The sequence below is a fragment of the Paenibacillus sp. HWE-109 genome (genome assembly GCF_022163125.1).
Lineage (GTDB): Bacteria > Bacillota > Bacilli > Paenibacillales > NBRC-103111 > Paenibacillus_E.
The window spans coordinates 6,999,972-7,019,651 of record NZ_CP091881.1 but is presented as its reverse complement, the minus strand read 5'-3'; the positions used below and the strand labels follow the sequence as shown (position 1 = coordinate 7,019,651).

The following is a 19,680-nucleotide window of genomic DNA, read 5'->3' as shown; positions in this document are numbered from 1 at the left end:
ATAGACGAAACGAATCGAGGCGTGATACTTATGTTGAAAAAGTTAACAAGTATAGCATTGTTGGGTGCAATTGTTTTATCCGTTCCGGTAGCGGCCTTTGCGGAAAACGCACAAGGAAGCAAGACAGCTGCGACAACAAGTACATCACATCCTCTGAAACAGCTGCTGCAAGATAAGGCGCAAGCGCTGGGCATAGCAACAGAAGGCAAAACAAATGAGCAAATCAAAACCGAGATCAAAGCTGCGCTTGCGACTCAAAAGACGGAGCATTTGAACAAAGCAGCTGCGAAGCTTGGGATCAGCACGGAGGGCAAAACGGCGGAGCAATTAAAAGCTGCCATCAAGGACGCGGCCGAAGCAAAGCTGCAAGAGAAGGCAGCGAAGCTTGGAGTCAGCACGGAAGGCAAAGCCAACAAAGATATTAAGGCAGGGCTGAAAGCAGCGGGTTTAACGAAGCTGAAAGACAAAGCGGTCAAAGCGGGCATTGCAACTGATGGTTTGACAGGTAAAGAAATTCGTGCAGCGTTAAAGGCTGGCAAGGAAGCTAAGCAAACAACAGCTGTGAATAAGAAAGCAGCTAAGCTGGGCATCTCCACGGACGGCAAAACGACAGCGCAAGTATTTGCTGAAGTTGAGAGTGCCTTGAAAGCGAAGTGGGAGAAGAAAGCACAGAAATAATACGATTCGGAAACAAACCTCGAGGGTGATCTCGGGGTTTGTTTTTTTTTCTACAATAGAAAGTATACGGTTCCCGAAAATGTCTTTCTATTTGGCGATAAAACCTACATCTAAACGCGGTCGCTCATCTTTGAATGGCCTCGATAGAGGTTTTCTCACAGAATCTATATGTTTTTGGGTTTGGGGTGAGCGAAGCTTTCCCCTTATTTACTGACGTCCACCTCAGGCTGCGCTTTAGGGGTTTTCGGTCTCAGAGGGCATCTAATGAACTGTAGGATCCTTATAGACCTGAAAATGGCTACTTTGGCGCAATAATGAACTGGATTAACGCTATCGAGCAAATTGTAGGCGGAAAGGTGATCATTAGCTTCAAATAGGGCATCAGGGATTCATTAGAATTTCAGAATGAGCGATTTTGACCGAATAAGGGGTATTGAGTTCGTTAAGGGGTTTGGGTTTGCCTCAAGGTGCATGGACTGGATGACCTAGCCGCAGGCTAAGTTTTCCTTAGTATGAGATGCGAATGTCCCTTGTTTGGGCATCGGGTGCGATGAAATCAAACAGCTGGGCAGCTTCGGTCTGGATAGCCGCCAGTTGTTCTTCCGCTATGGGCCGAAATAGCTTAATGGTCAAGGTGGCTGTTTGGTGCTTCTGTGCAGCCGACCAAATACCGCAAACAAATCCATCAACCAGCAGTGTGGCGCGAATGATGCCATTCTCAGTGAAGACCAGAGGCTTATCTTCATCTGCAAGAATGCGCGTGCGATCTTCGAAAGACAGGAGCATATTGTCGAACTCCGACAGAAAGCGTGGCGGAGCTGGGGTTGTAGGATCCGGCCGCGGGGCGTCCGGGAGGTCGAACAGTTCTTGACCTTGCTCGTCGCGGAAGGTGAGCAAGTTCGGGCGCAGCTGCTCGATGATCTCGCGCAGCCGGGTAAGCCCGCACCAGACCTGCATATCCTTGACGGATGCAGGTCCGAAGGCCGCCAAGTAGCGCAGCAGCATGGCGGCCAGGTCTGGGCCTTCGGCGAGCGGGCGGCCTAGCCAAGCCTCCGCCGTGGTGTGGGCGGCCTGACCGCTGCTGCCCCAGATGCCGCGCGGCGGCACCTGAACAAGCGGCAGCGCACCGCTTGCGATAAGGCTGTGGCGTCGCTTTGCGGCCACAGGGCTTGCATGCGCTTGCCGAGCTCACTGAAGGTGAGCGGCTGCTGGTCCAGGAGCGCTCGCCCGGCAGCGGCGAGCGCATCCAGATCCAGTTCGGCGAGTTTCTTGCCGAACGTGCCCTTCAAGCCGCGCTCCTGCACCGGCTGCAGGAGCGGGCGCAGCGTCACGCAGTCGTCTGCCGTGACGAGGTGGATCGTTGAGCGCATGAGAGCGATGCGCACAACGCTGCGATCCATGAGGAGCTGCGACAACGCCTCATGCCGGAAGTGCTGCAGCCGAGTCCACAACGCCACGTAGGGTGGGTTAGGAGCCTGGGCCTGCAGCCCGACCAGATGCTCGACCGCTGCGCGAACGGGCAGGTCCGAGCGGGTTAAGAGCAGTTGCCGAGCGAGCAGGGCTCGGTTAAGCGCTAGTGTGCTTAAAGTAGTTGTCATGGGAACACGATCCTTTGATGGGGAGTAGTAAGTTCAGTATAGTATGTGAACCCTGACAACTATCTGTCAGGGTTGAAGAAACTGCAGTAATAAAGGAATTATAAAATTTCCTTTATACTCCTACGATGACCTTTAAAATCTAGTATAATTACCTAGTTTACTAGTTCTTTATACTCATCAGGGGGAATGGCAATGAAAATACGTAAAACTCGATGGACCGTTTTTCTACTTATTTTGACAATGATGTTTAGCCTCATTGTCCCCGTATCTGCTTCAGCAGCTGAACAAACGAATCTTAGTGATACGCTGGATTCCTACGCAAAAACAGAGATTGATTTGCTTGTAGCCAAAGGCATTATTTCGGGCTACGCAGATGGCAGCTTTCAACCGCGTAAAGCGATCACGAGAGCAGAACTGGCCAAAATTCTTGTTCTTTCCTTAGGTTTGAAAGAAGATGCTGCGAAAGCAGAGTCTTATAGTGATGTAGATACATCTAGCTGGTATCGCGGCTATGTCGGAGCCCTGGTCGCTTCTGGCATCACACAGGGAACATCGCCTACGACGTTTGCACCAGATGCTAACGTGACGCGTGAAGAACTGGTTGTGTTCTTTATTCGTGCTTTTGGATTGGAGAAAGCCGCCAGTCAATTAACGGCATCCGCCGCTTTTGCTGACAAAGAGCAAATTGCTGAATGGGCACAGGGGCATGTCGCCCTCGCTTCCCAGATCGGCTTTATCAGCGGCTCAGATGATGGGAATGGGAGCAGCCGGTTTAATCCCAAAGATAACGCTGAGCGCCAAGCTTTGGCAAGATTAGCCTATGAATTTACGCAGCATGCCTCTCAGTATGTAGATAAAGCGAAGCAATTGGCTGCAGCCCAGCACCCGTCTCCGATTAAATCGGTGTCAGTCGTAAACAACACGAGCGTAGAAGTGACATTTTCGTCCGAGTTGGCGACAATTTCCAAAGAGGAATTTGCTTTTGATCAGGATCTAAAAGTAGTGGACATTGCTTTTAAAACAGGCAGCAAATCCATTGTTGTTTTAACAACCTCCGCTCAGAAAAAGGATACCTCCTACAAGCTTTCTTATAAGGGAGTAGCCGTAGATCAAGTTTTGATTGGCGTAGAAGCCGCATTCTTTGGCGGCGGTGGCGGTGGCGGTGGCGGAGCACCTGCAGTTCCTACAGTGGCGCAGCAGCTAGCCAGCGGTAAGGCATTAACTTCGATTACCATTAGTGCTTCTGGTACATATGGTCCAACGAGCGGTGCAACAACTGTTGAAAATCTAACCGTCGATCCGGGTCCAACCGGTGAAGTTACACTTACTAACATTACTGTGCAAAATTTAGAGATTCGTTCCGGGGCTACAAGCTCGATTAAATTATCGAATACGCGTGTTCATTTACTTAGAGTAAATGCTGTAAATAACGGAAATCAAGTTGTACGTGTTGTTGTCTTAGGCGGGACTGTCGTCGCAGATACGGAAGTGAGTTCTCAGGCTGTCCTAGAATCCTCCACTTTGGATGGAACTCTGGGAAAAATCAGGATTCTTTCCGCGGCAACGGGAAAAGAAGTTCGATTTAGAGGGAATATTGACGGGGAAATCACTGTGGAGGCGCCGGATACGACGATTCAGATTGATCCTCCAAGCGTAGGCAATGCACTTCCAACGGTGATCAAATCCTTAAAGTTGAAAAGTGGATTAACAGGTACGCAACTCCAACTCGGAGCGGGGACTAACTTAAAAGCAATTACGACGGATACGCTCCTTACAGTTAAAGGGGATCCGGAAGCTGTCTGGAATCTTCCCAAAGGCAATCCTAACTTAGAAGTCGATGGACAAGTACAAGTGGATTCGAAAAAGCTTGCCAATCAGGCGATCAATGAGGCAGCTGTCTACAGTCTAGAACTATCTGCACATTTAATTAAAATTGATGCAGCCGACAAGGCAGTAGCCGTTGCGAGAAAGTACGGTGCTGTTGATGCTGATTTTCCAAATCTACCAAACTATCAAACTATCAAAAGTTCTGTTATTGATTTTAGTAATCAAATAAGCCAATACCAACTGCAGTTCCAAGCGGGTGACTCTGCATCATCGGTTACCAAAACCATTACTTTTCCCAAAATGGATGGAACAGGAGTTACAGCTGTCTGGCAGTCCGATCGGTCAGATCTCGTTTCTTCATGGGCTCCCCTCAACAGGCCAGCTTCTGGCGCAGGAGATGCTACAGTAGAATTAAAAGTAACCTTTTATAAGATGTCTTTTAGTGCTACTAAAACATTCATCATTACAGTCAAGCAGCACGACTCCAAAATTGTCAACATGAGAAGTTTACGTGGAGATTTGGTGTTAGTGGAATTTGACCAACCGATTATTAATTCCAAAACAGCAGATTATCAGTTTGATAACAATTTACAAGTTCAGGCAGTATCGCAATACCCGCAACTTAATAAGTTTGCGTTATTAACAGTAAGCGCTCAAACAAGTGGCACGAAGTATAATGTAACTTATAAACAAGTTAATGCCCACCTATCATTTGTGGGAAGCGTAGAGAATAGATGTACTTCGACTACGTGTCCAACCGATGCTTATCCTGTACCTAGTATTCCATTGCCAGGTGTACAAGTTCCGGGGGCAGTCGGCGGTTTGATTTATGAAATGACGGAAAATGGGATCAAAGGGATTTCCAATGCTACGGTTGAGTTAGTAGGAACAAATCAGAAAGTTCAAACGGATGCTTCCGGATTATATGTATTCCAAAATGTTTCACCAGGCGTTACTTATTCTGTTAAGGCGACTTTTCCAGGATATTCTACCGCTGCAACAGGCAATTTTAGCATTGCATCAGGAGAATCGTATGTAGCTGCAACACTTTTATTGCATACGAAGCCAAGATCAGTAACCGGACTGCAAACTATACAGCTTGGCTCAGCGGTCAAGTTTATCTTATGGACTCCTTACTGGGTAGACATGGGGAATAAAATCACTTATAAAGTTTATCTGAATGACAAAGAAGTCGGCAGCCCATTATATTCCCAATACACGGTTGATAAATTAGAGCCAGGTCGCTATACATTTGCTGTTAAAGCATGCAACGATATGGGCTGTTCCGATCCAACAGCAATTAATTTTGAAGTGTCCATGTCGCTGCAGGTTGCTGGGGGGAAGACCTACTCAGTAACAGATCAGGTGTATAGTGAACTTGTTAAGACACCATTATCAGAGAATCGTTTTGTAATTTCTAAAGGGATCAATGTTGACTATTTATTACTCGTATTGAAGGACAGTGATTCCATCCCTTATGGAAGTAACTTGAAGGGGACGCTAGATACTTCTAATGCTAGCATTGGAATAGCTGGCTCACAAACACCTGTCCCTGGAGAACTTGTCATAATCAACGGCATAACCTACTATAAAATCGATTTTTCCAAACCTGATCCTAAAATAGGCGCTAATATATATGCGATTTATGGGTTGAAATATATAATTAACGGTCAGATAAATAATTTGCAGGAGATATTCTTCACGGTTGTTATTGAGTAAATTTTAAGCAAATGCCCATCCCTGCCACTCGGCAGGGATGGGCATTTTAGTTTTTTCGACGCACTAACTATCTGATTTAAGGATAAGATATTAATAATATTTTGTATCACTTTGGACGGGCAAACTGCACAAGTCTGCCGTTGTTAAATAATACATTCAACGTGTCTCCAGTTGAGCTAGATTCTAGTTTCACAATAATAGTACATCCTATCATAATAGTACATCCTTGATTAACTATATTGATAAATTCATAGGTATGTAAGGGGTCATATTCTTTTGAATAATTTAAAGCTTGTTTCTTATAATCCCGATAGTCCCAATAAGATAAGTTGTGTTTTTTAGAAAAGATATAAGAAAACGATAGAAATACAAGTAGTAATAATATTCCTATTGTAATTGTAATTTGTATTGATGTTTTCATCTTATATTTTATATTCACTATTATCAGGATAAATGCAATTAGACCCAGTAACACTTCTATCATAAGCTGACACCTTTGCTTATTTGACATCTGAAAATATTATTTAATTATTAAAATTTTTGAGTGTGAGCTTGAAGCAACCAGTTCGTTGATCCCGTAAGAAATACCGGATAGACTCAGGCCCGGTGGTAGCAATTTTCTATCCCATGCGTGTCCGTCTTCGGAGTATATAAATGATTGTATGCCAGCAAGAAAGAATTGACCGTGTGCATATGTCATATCACTGATATGGTCTTTTACTTGTAATATGGCTCTCCAAGTTGATCCATTCGTTGAAGTCCATAAAACACTACCTAAATCATCTCTTGCCCCTACTGCGATAAATTGACCATTACCGTATGCTACTGTAGTAAGATAACCTCCGCCAGATTTTTCAGGAATCGTAACTCTAGTCCACGAGATCCCATCAGTCGAAAAGGATGCTTCGTAGGCGCCTACCGCGACGAACAAACCATCGCCATAGCAAACATCCCAATGGGGATAACTTTCGTATTTCTCCCATATCAGTCCATCGTTTGATCGCATGACTGCGCCGTATCCTCCAGATCCTACTGCTACAAAAACACCATTACCATAAGTAACACTTTGCAACGGATTCTTAATTTCTAATTCTATTTTTGACCAATTAACACCATCCAATGAGGTTATTATTTCTCGATATCCTACTGCAACAAAACGCCCATTTCCGTAAGTGATATCATTCAGCATTCGAGTTTCTTCTTTAGAGTCTGTCAAATGGTAGGTCCATGTTTCTCCGTCTAGCGATGATGCGATTTCTTCTGATCCTACCCCAACAAATACTCCAGCGCCAAAAGCAATTGATCTAAATTCTCCATGTTTCTCCGGTAATTCTACCCAACTTCCTTCAACATAACCAGATGGTTCCAAGTAACTCAGTGAGTATTTAAAATAAATAAGGACAACTGAAAGAATTAAAATGATGACTAGTGTTAGAGAAGAAGTATAAATAATTACATTTCTATTAAAAGTGTCTTTCAACTTGCCACCTTATTTCTTGGGAATATGGAGTTTTAGTCTCTTGGATAAATGTAACATTTGGGGAATTTTAATGATATGGAATTTATGAAGTTCTAAGGTTGATCTACATGCTGATAAAAGTGTTTTGGGATATGCATTTTGGTTGGCGGGTCCGAATCATTATATTATCTCTTAATGCAACTAGTTCGAATAACATATAAACTCATATGGAACTGTTTTGAATTATCGAATAAAGTAAAAGTAAGTATTTTATGGAAACTGTAGGTTTATATTTCAGAGTGATTATAATTCAACCTATGAAGTTAAGGAGATTACTGGAGATGTCAAAGAAAATAGTATATGTAACATCAGCTATATTAGGGGGACTCATACTGGGATTCACATACTTTATAGTCGAATTTTTACTAATAATTCTTGTCGATACCAAACTCGGTCCGATTGGAAATGAATCGTTAATAATTATTGAAAATGTCCTGGTTTATCTAATTCCAACAATTGTATTAGTATGTTCAATTCTTTTCAGGAAATGGTATCTCGTTCTAGTCCTAATTGTATTTATGGTCACTGAATCTATGGTAATCAAGAATTTTAAGCTAGACTTTTGCTGTTTTTAATTATCTCTAGCTTGAAATTAATATGAATTTCGTTGAAGGGTTGGAAAATATAGATTTGCTGTAAGAGAAGTGGAGGTTGGGGAGCTTGTGAGCAATGGGAAAAAAACTATTACTATTTTTGTGCTATTAATTATTTTTATTTTTGTTATACATGTACTTTGGGATCATCATCGAGTAAAAAATATTGCGTTTAAGAATTTGCAAAATAAATATAATTTTATTTCATTTCAAATATTTAGTCCAAAAAAGCAATTGTTTTCCCCTGGTTCCTCAGTATTTGGTTTGGATTACAATGTTCCTGTAACAGCAGAAATAAATGGGATGATAATTAAATTTTGGATCGAATTAAACGATAAAGGAGAAGTAGTTTTTGAGAATCTGTTGGATCAAAAGTTTAAAATTGAAGGAGCCAACGTCGTTAATCAAATGATTTCTCCCATTATCCGAATGAGCAATACTACGATAAACTTTATTGGTGGAAATGGTTATAGTAATGAGTCTAAGAATATGGAATCATACTATCTCTCGATGAAGTTTACTGAAATGATTAACAGTAACATAAGACCGACATCTATGAATGCAGTAATCAAGTGGAACGAAGGCAGTGAAAATTTATCAAATGAGGCGTTTATTGAGAAATGCTTAGGAGTAGCAACTTTATTAAATGATTTAAGGTTTTCGGAGATTAGTTTTTATTACTATACAACAGATAATAATTATTTGAATATCACATTGTATACAAGGACGGATTTAAAGTTACCAAAGGAGCAACTAATAAAGAAAATTCAAGTATCTCAAAATATAAAATAAAAACGAATTGGGGTTACACGGGTCTTCTAGTTGTCCCCTTGCTCGCAGATAGGTAAAATATAGAAAAACAACGGCAGAAGGAGGAACAACGATGATCAACATCGGCCTATCCGGCTGGGGCGACCACGAACTAGGCGGCAGCAGAGGCAAGCTGCGCGAGTACGGCGCTCATTTCCCAATCGTGGAGCTAGATAGTTCATTCTATGCGATATAAGTACAGTTGTGGGCTATAATGGGTTAAATGTTTCAAAATAACCACTTATTATGAAGTATTTTAACCTTTATGGTTAAAATCACTTAGTGAATATTATAATTCGAATATGAATTACTAAACATAGATTGATAAGTAAATATAGGAAGTGAAAGTTTTGATTGAAATTTGTTTGCTGTAGTATCACCTAATTACTCTTCTGTACTTCATTTTCATGCTTCATTCTAGAAAGTGCGATAGTATCAAATTACTGTGATAAAATATAAATAGTATTTTTATATACTAGAAACTCAGACTAGTACAAAAGAGGTGAATATATTGAGGCGTTATTTTACTGCATTTTTTGTTTTGATTTCCACTTTATTACTTACTAGACTATGGTATTATATGATTGATCCGTTGAGAGTCCTTTTCTCAACCCCTAAGAATCTAATTGATAAGTTAATAGAAAGTGCAATACTTATTTTTGTGATGATAATTATCACTATTGTTTACAAAGTGTATTATAAACTTCTGAATATCAATAAATTTATCCTATGTCTATGGGGGGCAGTTATTCTATTTGTCCTATTAAATACCGGAACGTATATATTTGAGGATTTTGAGAATAAACAATATCAAAAAACTATTGATGAAAATTCTTTGTATTATAAACAAAATCTAAAAGATGGCTTCTCAATAGTAAGTATTGAACAATTTGGAGGACAAACATTATATATATTCAAAAAAAATGCTAGCCTTAGTAAGGAAGATATGAATTATCTTTTACAGTCGATAAGACCACTAAACGATATTGAGGATATTACAATTGAGTTAATAAGCACTGAGGATAATAAACAGTCCACAATGAGATATTCTGCATCTAAGAAGTTTCTAGCCTGTAGAGATGCCAATTATGCGGCGTCATCTATCCCTAATATATGTCTTAAATAATAAGGAAATTCTTCTTTTAAGGATATATTTTTTAATAGTTGATATATTCTAGTAAGAAAGTGAATATAGAATAATTAAATATATATTATGTGGGTGAAAAGTCACTTATGTAAGTAAGCAACGCTAACTTACATAAGTGACTTTTTTTGAATGTATTGGATTAGTCTGTCTGAATTCTAAGACTTTTTCTTTTATCCGAATTCATCAAAACTATTATTTTAATGTGATACATCTGAATTTTTAAAAAATAAAATGATTATATAAGTGTGATTAGGATCATTTGGAGATTACCGAAATTTCGAAAGAAATTCTTGTTGGGTATTCAAATGTGTTATGAATTTTATAAAAACAAATGCAATTTATCTTATCTTTACTGAATTCGACATGAAAATACAAAAAAATACAATTTATCTTAATGCACTCAATTGAGTAAGGATATAAACTATAGAATAAGTTGTTAGTTTTTACCGAATAAAGTAAAAAAATAAGATACTTGTTGAATACAATGATTTCTAACAAATATCTCAATATATGTGAAGGAAGTGATCTTGTGCAATTCATTAATAAGTAGGGTACAAGGTATTCTGTAGTAATTTATCGTGTGAGAATCTGAGAGTACTAATCAATATTATGCGGCACAGTATGCAACAAAAATTTAAGTATTTAACTGATATTTTTGTAATCTAATCATTCTAAGGAGGAGCAGAATTGAAGAGGCTCAAAAATAATTTGGTTCTTTTTTTAGTATTTTTATTTTTTTTTAACGCTATGATGCCAACACTAACAGGTAATGCATCAGAAAATGTAAATAAGGAAGTCAAAACAGAAAAGATTAATGCTCATGTCGCTCCTAATGATATAACTAAGCAAGACAGGGACACGGTTACTGGAGAATCGTATTCAACGGAGAGCAAGATAGGTGAGCATTATGGTTTAGATAGTGTCACTTCTTCAGTGTATATGGATAACTTCTCTAAAAGAAAATATTTAGTGAAATTCAAATCGAAAATTTCAAAGAATACTATCAGCCAGAGTTTTATGAGAAAGCAAAATATAACGGGCAAACTTCTTAAAGAGTTCAAGAATTTTAATCAGACTTTATTGGAACTTAATAATGAAGAATATCAAAATTTATCTAATAACCCTGACGTACTTATTATTGAACCGGACTACCCAGTCACTGTTGCAGGAAATGTTTATCCAAATAATGAGACACTGACTTGGGGATATGAAGCATTAAACACCCAAAGCCTTCAGAATTTTGGGGTTTTAGGTAGTGGTATTAAAGTAGCTATTGTAGATACAGGAGTGGATCTAACTCATTCTGAACTTAGTGTTCTAGGTGGAGTAGCACTAGTAAGTGATAGTTATAATGATGATAATGGCCATGGAACTCAAATCGCAGGAATAATCAGTTCGAAAATTAACGGACATGGAACAGTGGGTATTGCACCAAATGCAAGTATATATTCCGTTAAAGCTTTAGATAGAGAGGGTAATGGTTCCTATAGTCAGATTGTTTCAGCTATAGATTGGTGCATTGAAAATAAAATCAATATTATCAATATGAGTTTTACTGGTTCTTATAACAGTGTTATTCTCCAGGATGCTATGAAACAAGCATGGGATGCAGGTATTTTAGTTGTTGCCTCTGCTGGTAATGAAGGTGCTAATGCAGTTAAGTATCCTGCTAGATATCCTACAGTTATGTCTGTAGGCGCATTAAATCAAAGCTTGGAAATTTCACCTTTTTCAAATTATGGAGATAAAATAGACCTTGTAGCTCCTGGGTCAAATATATTAACTACTAATTATAATAACGACTATACAACAGTTAATGGCACTTCTTTTTCAACAGCTTACATTACAGGGGCTGCAGCAGAGATTTGGTCCGCTCATCCTGATTGGACTGCTGAACAAGTAAAGTTATCGCTATTACGTTCTTCAAAAATTATTGGTGAAAAAGAGAAGTACGGATATGGTTTAGTTAACCTTGTAGCTGCTTATGAGCAAAAGTATCTACGTGATGTTTCCATAGATACTACGGGAACGATTACGGGTGATGTATATGGGAACGAGTATGTAAGAATAACTTCCTATGGGAAAAGTCCAAGCCCAGTTACGTATAGCATTGGAAATCTTGTGACGACCTCAATTAATATTGAGCAACAAATTTCAGAAGTATACATAGGTGTGTTTAAGCCAAATAGATATGGCGAGAAGCTAGATCAATTTAGTAGACATCTAGTTCATGGTGAAAATGGTGTGAATTTATCTGCGTATTCTCGAATTCCATTTGAATGGGATACTTCTTCTCAAGAGCCAGGAGAATACGAGATAAAATATGCTTTCTGTTACATGGACCCTATTATGGGACAAGGATGTCATAAAAGCGAATATTGGACAGTAAATCTTATTGATCCAAGTATGATAGACACGCAGAAACCGTTTGCAGTAATCAATATTCCTGCAAATAATCAACCCTTTGAAAAGGGTAAACCAATAAACGTCAATATCTCTGGTTATGATAATAAGTCAATAAAATCACTTAAACTAACAGTTGAAGAACTTAGTGATGACGGTACTGTACTTGGAGAATTAGACTCATGGGAAAGATTGGCTGCCAGTTCAACAATTACGTGGACGCCAAATAAAGCCCTAACCCGATATAAATTTAAATTAATTGCTTGGGATACAGCTGGCAATGTATCTGATCCAACATCTGAATTTTTTCATACTGTAGCTGCTCCGCAACTTGGTATAGTCTTTCAGGATCATGTAAAAGCAGGTCAAGTTACTTCAATTAGATACTATGCTGACAATATTAGTGTGAAAAGTATGAAGCTGACTTGTAATCAGTTAGCTTTTGTTAGGACAAGTGACAGATCAGATGATGAAATTTATACAAGGATCGATAAGCCTAATAATTATACGTTTACTTTAGAAGTAGAAGATATCTACGAGAAAAAATATGAACTTCAAGAAGATGTGCTTGTGTTACCAAAAGGTAATATTATTTTTCTGCCAGGGATTATGGGAAGTAATTTAAAAGAATATGATGATGATGTGTTTAAGATTGATGGGGTTGCCAGTCTTGATTTTTCGCTCAAATTAGATAAGCTTGCTTTGGATGAGGCAGGGCATTCAGTTAGGAATATTCAACCAGGAGTTCCGGGTAAACAGTACTATGGAAAGGCTATAGAAACTTTGCAAAATGAAGGCTACAATGTCATCCCAATGGGATATGATTGGAGATTGGACATTGACACAGCCGCTGATAAGCTTGCTTCCTATGTTGAATATTTATCTGAATCAGATGATGTATCTATTGTGGCCCATAGTATGGGGGGGCTAGTTGCTACAAGATTTATTCAAAAAACGGGTGGTACCAAGATAAAAAAAGCGATCTTTTTGGGAACGCCATTTCTCGGTACTCCTGTAGGATTAGGGGCATTGGAAAATTATAATTCAATTTTTGGATATGCAGGCGATCTTTTTAGATCTAATTACTTCCCTAGAAGTACTAAGGAAGCTGTTCAGTCATTACTTTCGAATGCAATGTCAAGTTATCAACTATTTCCTAGTGAAAGATATTTTGAAGCTATCAAACAATCATCATCAGGGAATCAACCGCTCCCATATGTAACTAGAGAAATGTATCAAGAGGTTGGTGTAGGAACTAACGGAAGATCTATAGTAGATATCAAAAAAGATAACTTTAATACTTTTGATGAAACAATAGATTTCTTAAAGAGGGAACGACCATTTGTAAATAGCAGATTAATTAATCAAATAAAACAGTTTCATAATACTATACAATTTCCTCATCAACTTGTTGACTCCTATTATATAGTAGGGGATCAGAATAAGACTGCTGGTATTGTAAAATATAAAGGCGATCATAGTAATATGTCTGTAAATGATGTTAGTAATATTAATGGTGATGGAACTGTTCCTGTTATTAGTGCTGATATTAGTAGGGGTAATCCAGATAAAACATATTATGTAGACGAAATGCATAGACAGTTGCAAAGTAATAATGATGTTCTAAATCAAGTGCTGAATATTTTAAATGGTCACCCGGAAATTCTGGCTAGCGATAAAATTAGAAGACAACGTAAGGATACTCCAACACTTAAATTAATATATGAATGCCCAGTTGATGTTCATATTTATAGTCAAAGTGGAGCCCATGCAGGACCAAACACGGATGGTACTATTGATAGTAATATTAAAAACGGTGCTTACTATTTGTTAGGGGATAAGAAAGTTGTTCTTCTTAACAAAGACGTTTATGATATGAAGTTAATAGGAACTGATAACGGTTTGATGAATTTTACTATGATTGAATATGATAACGCAAATAATCCTATAAAAACAGTTCGGTTTGAGAATGTACCCCTAAGTCCAACTACTATAATAAAGTCAAATACGGATATTGATCATGCTATAATATTAGACTTAGATGTAAATGGTGATGGCACTACTGATAGCAAAATATTCCCGATATCTATCTTGGACGCGCGGAGTTCCCAAGATGGAGTTCTACCGACGGTTTCTATCGGTATTCATGGGAGTACTGGGGTAAATGATTGGTACTCTACAGATACTTTAGTCGCGATAAATGCAGAAGACATAGATTCCGGCGTGAAAGAAGTAGTTTTTCAATTAGATGGTAATGATATTAATGAATACTTGCAACCGTTTACTGTAAGTTCAGAAGGTCATCACGAGTTAATTGTGCAGGCTATTGATAAGAATGGCAATTTCTCAAAACCAATTAAAAGACAAATAAATATTGATAAGCATGTACCTACTGAACCGACTATTAACTACTCACCATCTACATGGACTAGTGGTGATGCGACGTTTACTATTCTTAGCGGAATGGATGGCATAAGTGGCGTACAAAAAAGCCAGTACAAATTTGGGGCTACCGGAGTATGGACTGATTACAATGCTGAAGTAACCATTTCAAACGAGGGAAAAACCTCAATATTTGCAAGAACTATTGATAACGCAGGTAATATAAGTGCTGAAACAAGTGCTACTGTTTTTATTGATAAAACAAGTCCCACCCAACCCATTATTAATCTAAGCAACAGTAATTGGTCAAATGCTGATGTTTCCTTTAACATTAATGAGGGTACGGATAGCGGTAGTACAGTTGAAAAAACGCAATACAAATACGGTGCCAATGGGACGTGGATTAATTATCCTTCTAATTCTACAATAACAGTTACTACAGAAGGATCAACGGATGTCTTTGCGCGTACAATTGACAAAGTTGGTAACATTAGCAATGATGCTCACGCTATAATTTTAATTGACCGAACCGCTCCAACCAATCCAACAGTAACGGCAAGTGCTGTTGAATGGACAAATTCAAATGTGTCATTAACAGTTTCCCCAGGCATAGATAGTCTTAGTGGTATACAAAGGACTCAGTATATAATTGAACCTAATGGGACTTGGACGGATTACGTGGATCAGTTTACTATTACAAATGAAGGACAAAGAGATGTAAAGGCAAGATCGATTGATAATGCAGGAAATATCAGCAACGAGGTAAAAACAACAGTTAAAATTGATAAGACAGCGCCAGTGTCGCCAACTATAGTTCCAAGGACAAGCAATTGGACAAACCAAACAGTTACAGTAGCTATTTATAGTGGAGTTGATGCTCTGAGTGGTGTGCAGAAGAGCCAGTATCAAGTTGGAAGTAATGGACAATGGGTTGATTATCATGACTCTTACGTAATCAGTAATGAAGGTATAACCCAAATATTTGCACGAACAATTGACAATGTCGGGAACATAAGTAGTATTGCTAGTACCGAAATTAAAATTGATAAAACACCACCTTCCAAACCTCAAAACTTAACGTACGACGCTAAAAATAGCACAAGTATTACTTTAACTTGGGATGCGGCAAGTGATAATTTTGGAGTAGCTGATTACACAATTTACGACGGTACAACGCTGATGACGGTCACTTCATCAACGGCTATTAAGTTATCGAATCTTAAGGAAAATAAAATCTATAAATTTACAGTTAAAGCTAATGATTATGCTAGAAATTCTTCCGAATCAAGTAGTGAAATAAATGTGTTAATTAATGAACCCATTGCTACTGCAGATAGTCATACTTTGGTTCTTAAAAAGGACGGAACCGTGTGGGCATGGGGAGCTAATGATTCCGGACAATTGGGTAATGGCTTTATAAACGGGTTTCAGTCAACATTTATTACAGTACCTAGTTTAAACAACGTGGTCGCAGTTTCGGCTAATGGGAAACATAATTTAGCAATGAAAGCTGACGGTACAGTTTGGGAATGGGGGAATGGTATTAAATCCCCGACACAAATAGTAAACCTAGATTCGGTAATAGCAGTATCTGCAGGATATTACCATAGTGTGGTTTTAAAAAGTGATGGCACTGTATGGGGATGGGGAAATAATGTTGCCTTTCAACTGGGGCAACATAATACTGACTACATCCCCCAACCAACGCAAATACCTCAATTGGATTCGATTGTGGCCATCTCAGCAAACAATAGTAAAACCGTAGCTTTAAAAAACGATGGAACCGTTTGGCTAGTCGGATACGATGGTGCTACTCAAATAACTAGCTTAGGAAATTCAATAAAAGCAATATCAGCTAGTTATAGTTCAAATCTGGTTCTTAAAAATGATGGGACAGTTTGGTTTTGTGAAAGAGACTGTAAAGGAAAGTATGTTCCATACCAGATTTCGATTGATGATGTAGTGTCTATTTCTGCAGGTAATTCAGATCACAATCTTGCGATAAAAAGTGATGGAACAGCTTGGGCATGGGGTACGAATACGCATGGAGAGCTTGGGAACGGAAATAACGTTTATAGCGCTACACCTGTGCAAGTATCAGGGTTGACATCTGTAATAGCGGTATCGGCAAGTAGTGAAGCGCCAACCTCACAACTGTATCCTAATATTTCAAGCTTTAGCGTAGGAATGAAGAACGATGGAAGTATATGGACATGGGGACGTAACGATGTAGGACAACTCGGGGATGGAACGGTTAGCAGTAGGTTCGTACCTGTAACGTTAAAAGCGAATACGGCGCCTCTTGCAACGCTAACTGTACCTTCGGGAACATCCACATCACCCACTTTACTTTCAAGTAAGACTCCATCAATTTCTTGGAGTCTAAGCGATAATGTTGGAACATTGTTCACTGAATACCAGGTGCAAGTGTTAAATGGCTCAACCATTGTGTATGACTCTGGCAATCTAAGTCTGAATAACACAGCTACAGAGGGTGGATGGAGAATCCCAGTGGATATGCCAACGGGGGTCCCCCTTAAGACTAAGATACGAGTATCCGACGGATATATCTGGTCAGGTTGGTCTGAGAGTTGGATGATTATAAAAGCAACTCTGCCAATTATACCGGGAGTATCAACTGGAAATAACCACAGCCTTGCATTAAAAAATGATGGGACAATATTAGCATGGGGATCTAACGACTTGGGGCAATTGGGTACTGGCGTTTCAGGAGGGTTTCAATCAACATATACTAAAGTGCCTGGATTAGATAATATGGTCGCTATTTCTGCGAATGGAAGCCATAGTTTAGCATTAAAGAGCGACGGCACAGCGTGGGAATGGGGGAACGGTATTAAGTCCCCGACACAGATAGTAAACCTAGATTCGGTAATAGCTGTATCTGCAGGATATTATCACAGTGTGGTTTTAAAAAGTGATGGCACTGTATGGGGCTGGGGGAATAATGTTGCCTTTCAACTGGGTCGACATAATACAAACTACATCTCCCAACCAACGCAAATACCTCAATTAGATTCGATTGTTGCTATCTCAGCAAACAATAGTAAAACTGTAGCTTTAAAAAATGATGGCACCGTTTGGCTAGTGGGATACGATGGTGCTACTCAAATAGCGAGCTTTGGATCTTCGATAAAAGCAATATCAGCTGGTTATAGTTTTAATCTGGTTCTTAAAAATGATGGGACAGTTTTGACCTGCGAAAGCGACTGTAAAGGAAGATATGTTCCATACCAGATTCCGATAAGTAATGTGGTGTCTATCTCGGCAGGCAATTCAGATCACAATCTTGCGATAAAAAGTGATGGAACAGCTTGGGCATGGGGTACGAATACGCATGGCGAGCTTGGGAATGGAAGTAACGTTTATAGCGCCACACCGGTGCAAGTATCAGGGTTAACATCTGTAATTGGAGTATCGGCAAGTAGTGAAGCGCCAACCTCACAACTGTATCCTAATATTTCAAGCTTTAGCGTAGGGATGAAGAACGATGGAAGTATATGGACATGGGGACGAAACAATGTAGGACAATTGGGGGACGGAACGGTTAACAGTAGGTCTATACCTGTAACGCTAAAAGCCAATATAGCGCCTCTAGCGACACTAACCGTACCTTCGGGAACATCCACATCACCCACTTTATTTTCAAGTAAGACTCCATCAATTTCTTGGAATCTAAGCGATAATATTGGAACATTGTTCACTGAGTATCAGGTACAAGTCTTAAATGGTTCAACCATTGTGTATGACTCTGGCAATCTAAGTCTGTATAACACAGCTACAGAGGGTGGATGGAGAATTCCAGTGGATATGCCAACGGAGGTCCCCCTTAAGACTAAGATACGAGTATCCGACGGATATATCTGGTCAGGTTGGTCTGAGAGTTGGATGATTATAAAAGCAACTCTGCCAATTATACCGGGAGTATCAACTGGAAATAACCACAGCCTTGCATTAAAAAATGATGGGACAATATTAGCATGGGGATCTAACGACTTGGGGCAATTGGGTACTGGCGTTTCAGGAGGGTTTCAATCAACATATACTAAAGTGCCTGGATTAGATAATATGGTCGCTATTTCTGCGAATGGAAGCCATAGTTTAGCATTAAAGAGCGACGGCACAGCGTGGGAATGGGGGAACGGTATTAAGTCCCCGACACAGATAGTAAACCTAGATTCGGTAATAGCTGTATCTGCAGGATATTATCACAGTGTGGTTTTAAAAAGTGATGGCACTGTATGGGGCTGGGGGAATAATGTTGCCTTTCAACTGGGTCGACATAATACAAACTACATCTCCCAACCAACGCAAATACCTCAATTAGATTCGATTGTTGCTATCTCAGCAAACAATAGTAAAACTGTAGCTTTAAAAAATGATGGCACCGTTTGGCTAGTGGGATACGATGGTGCTACTCAAATAGCGAGCTTTGGATCTTCGATAAAAGCAATATCAGCTGGTTATAGTTTTAATCTGGTTCTTAAAAATGATGGGACAGTTTTGACCTGCGAAAGCGACTGTAAAGGAAGATATGTTCCATACCAGATTCCGATAAGTAATGTGGTGTCTATCTCGGCAGGCAATTCAGATCACAATCTTGCGATAAAAAGTGATGGAACAGCTTGGGCATGGGGTACGAATACGCATGGCGAGCTTGGGAATGGAAGTAACGTTTATAGCGCCACACCGGTGCAAGTATCAGGGTTAACATCTGTAATTGGAGTATCGGCAAGTAGTGAAGCGCCAACCTCACAACTGTATCCTAATATTTCAAGCTTTAGCGTAGGGATGAAGAACGATGGAAGTATATGGACATGGGGACGAAACAATGTAGGACAATTGGGGGATGGAACGCTTATAAACAAGGCAGTTCCAGTGAGAATACAACCAATGCAAGGTCAACAATGATACCCTCCCAATAACAATTAACAGTACATGTCTGAAATAGTCTCACTACAGTAGACAATGTGACTAATGAATTAA

At 39.4% G+C, this 19,680-nt stretch carries 7 protein-coding genes and 2 pseudogenes; 6 read left to right on the top strand and 3 right to left on the bottom strand.

Annotated features, from left to right (window positions below; all coding sequences use genetic code 11):
• Window positions 1-30 precede the first annotated feature (30 nt).
• A complete protein-coding gene (locus LOZ80_RS30070; protein WP_238168048.1) occupies window positions 31-678 on the top strand; it encodes a hypothetical protein in 648 nt (215 codons plus the stop codon).
• 507 nt (window positions 679-1,185) lie between these two features.
• On the opposite strand, the pseudogene LOZ80_RS39605 reads toward LOZ80_RS30070, so the two are convergent.
• Window positions 1,186-2,276: pseudogene (locus tag LOZ80_RS39605) on the bottom strand (winged helix DNA-binding domain-containing protein).
• A gap of 192 nt (window positions 2,277-2,468) precedes the next feature.
• Here LOZ80_RS39605 and LOZ80_RS30055 point away from each other — a divergent pair.
• Window positions 2,469-5,822 (top strand): S-layer homology domain-containing protein, encoded by a 3,354-nt coding sequence (locus LOZ80_RS30055; protein WP_238168045.1) that lies wholly within the window; start codon window positions 2,469-2,471, stop codon window positions 5,820-5,822.
• Window positions 5,823-5,928: 106 nt separating this feature from the next.
• On the opposite strand, the gene LOZ80_RS30050 is transcribed toward LOZ80_RS30055, so the two are convergent.
• Both LOZ80_RS30050 and LOZ80_RS30045 read right to left on the bottom strand, forming a co-directional pair.
• Window positions 5,929-6,306 (bottom strand): hypothetical protein, encoded by a 378-nt coding sequence (locus tag LOZ80_RS30050; protein ID WP_238168044.1) that lies wholly within the window; start codon window positions 6,304-6,306, stop codon window positions 5,929-5,931.
• 36 nt (window positions 6,307-6,342) lie between these two features.
• Window positions 6,343-7,302, bottom strand: a complete 960-nt coding sequence (locus LOZ80_RS30045; RefSeq protein ID WP_238168043.1) for a beta propeller repeat protein — start codon at window positions 7,300-7,302, stop codon at window positions 6,343-6,345.
• A gap of 701 nt (window positions 7,303-8,003) precedes the next feature.
• Here LOZ80_RS30045 and LOZ80_RS30040 point away from each other — a divergent pair.
• The 4 genes and pseudogenes from LOZ80_RS30040 to LOZ80_RS30025 all read left to right on the top strand — a co-directional run bounded on the left by LOZ80_RS30040 (window position 8,004) and on the right by LOZ80_RS30025 (window position 19,605).
• Window positions 8,004-8,726, top strand: a complete 723-nt coding sequence (locus LOZ80_RS30040) for a hypothetical protein (protein WP_238168042.1) — start codon at window positions 8,004-8,006, stop codon at window positions 8,724-8,726.
• Window positions 8,727-8,817: 91 nt separating this feature from the next.
• A pseudogene (locus LOZ80_RS30035) lies at window positions 8,818-8,937 on the top strand (DUF72 domain-containing protein); the annotation flags it as partial.
• Window positions 8,938-9,255: 318 nt separating this feature from the next.
• Window positions 9,256-9,870: a hypothetical protein gene (locus tag LOZ80_RS30030; protein WP_238168041.1), complete on the top strand. Its 615-nt coding sequence runs from the start codon at window positions 9,256-9,258 to the stop codon at window positions 9,868-9,870.
• 708 nt (window positions 9,871-10,578) lie between these two features.
• The gene (locus LOZ80_RS30025) at window positions 10,579-19,605 is read left to right on the top strand and encodes an RCC1 domain-containing protein (RefSeq protein ID WP_238168040.1); all 9,027 of its coding nucleotides are present in this window, start codon (window positions 10,579-10,581) and stop codon (window positions 19,603-19,605) included.
• The last annotated feature ends 75 nt before the right edge of the window (window positions 19,606-19,680 follow it).

Excerpts from the sequence above, each read along its gene's own strand:
- LOZ80_RS30070 (WP_238168048.1), top strand. The coding sequence starts at position 31 with ATGTTGAAAAAGTTAACAAGTATAGCATTGTTGGGTGCAATTGTTTTA.
- LOZ80_RS30055 (WP_238168045.1), top strand. The coding sequence starts at position 2,469 with ATGAAAATACGTAAAACTCGATGGACCGTTTTTCTACTTATTTTGACA.
- LOZ80_RS30050 (WP_238168044.1), bottom strand. The coding sequence starts at position 6,306 with ATGATAGAAGTGTTACTGGGTCTAATTGCATTTATCCTGATAATAGTG.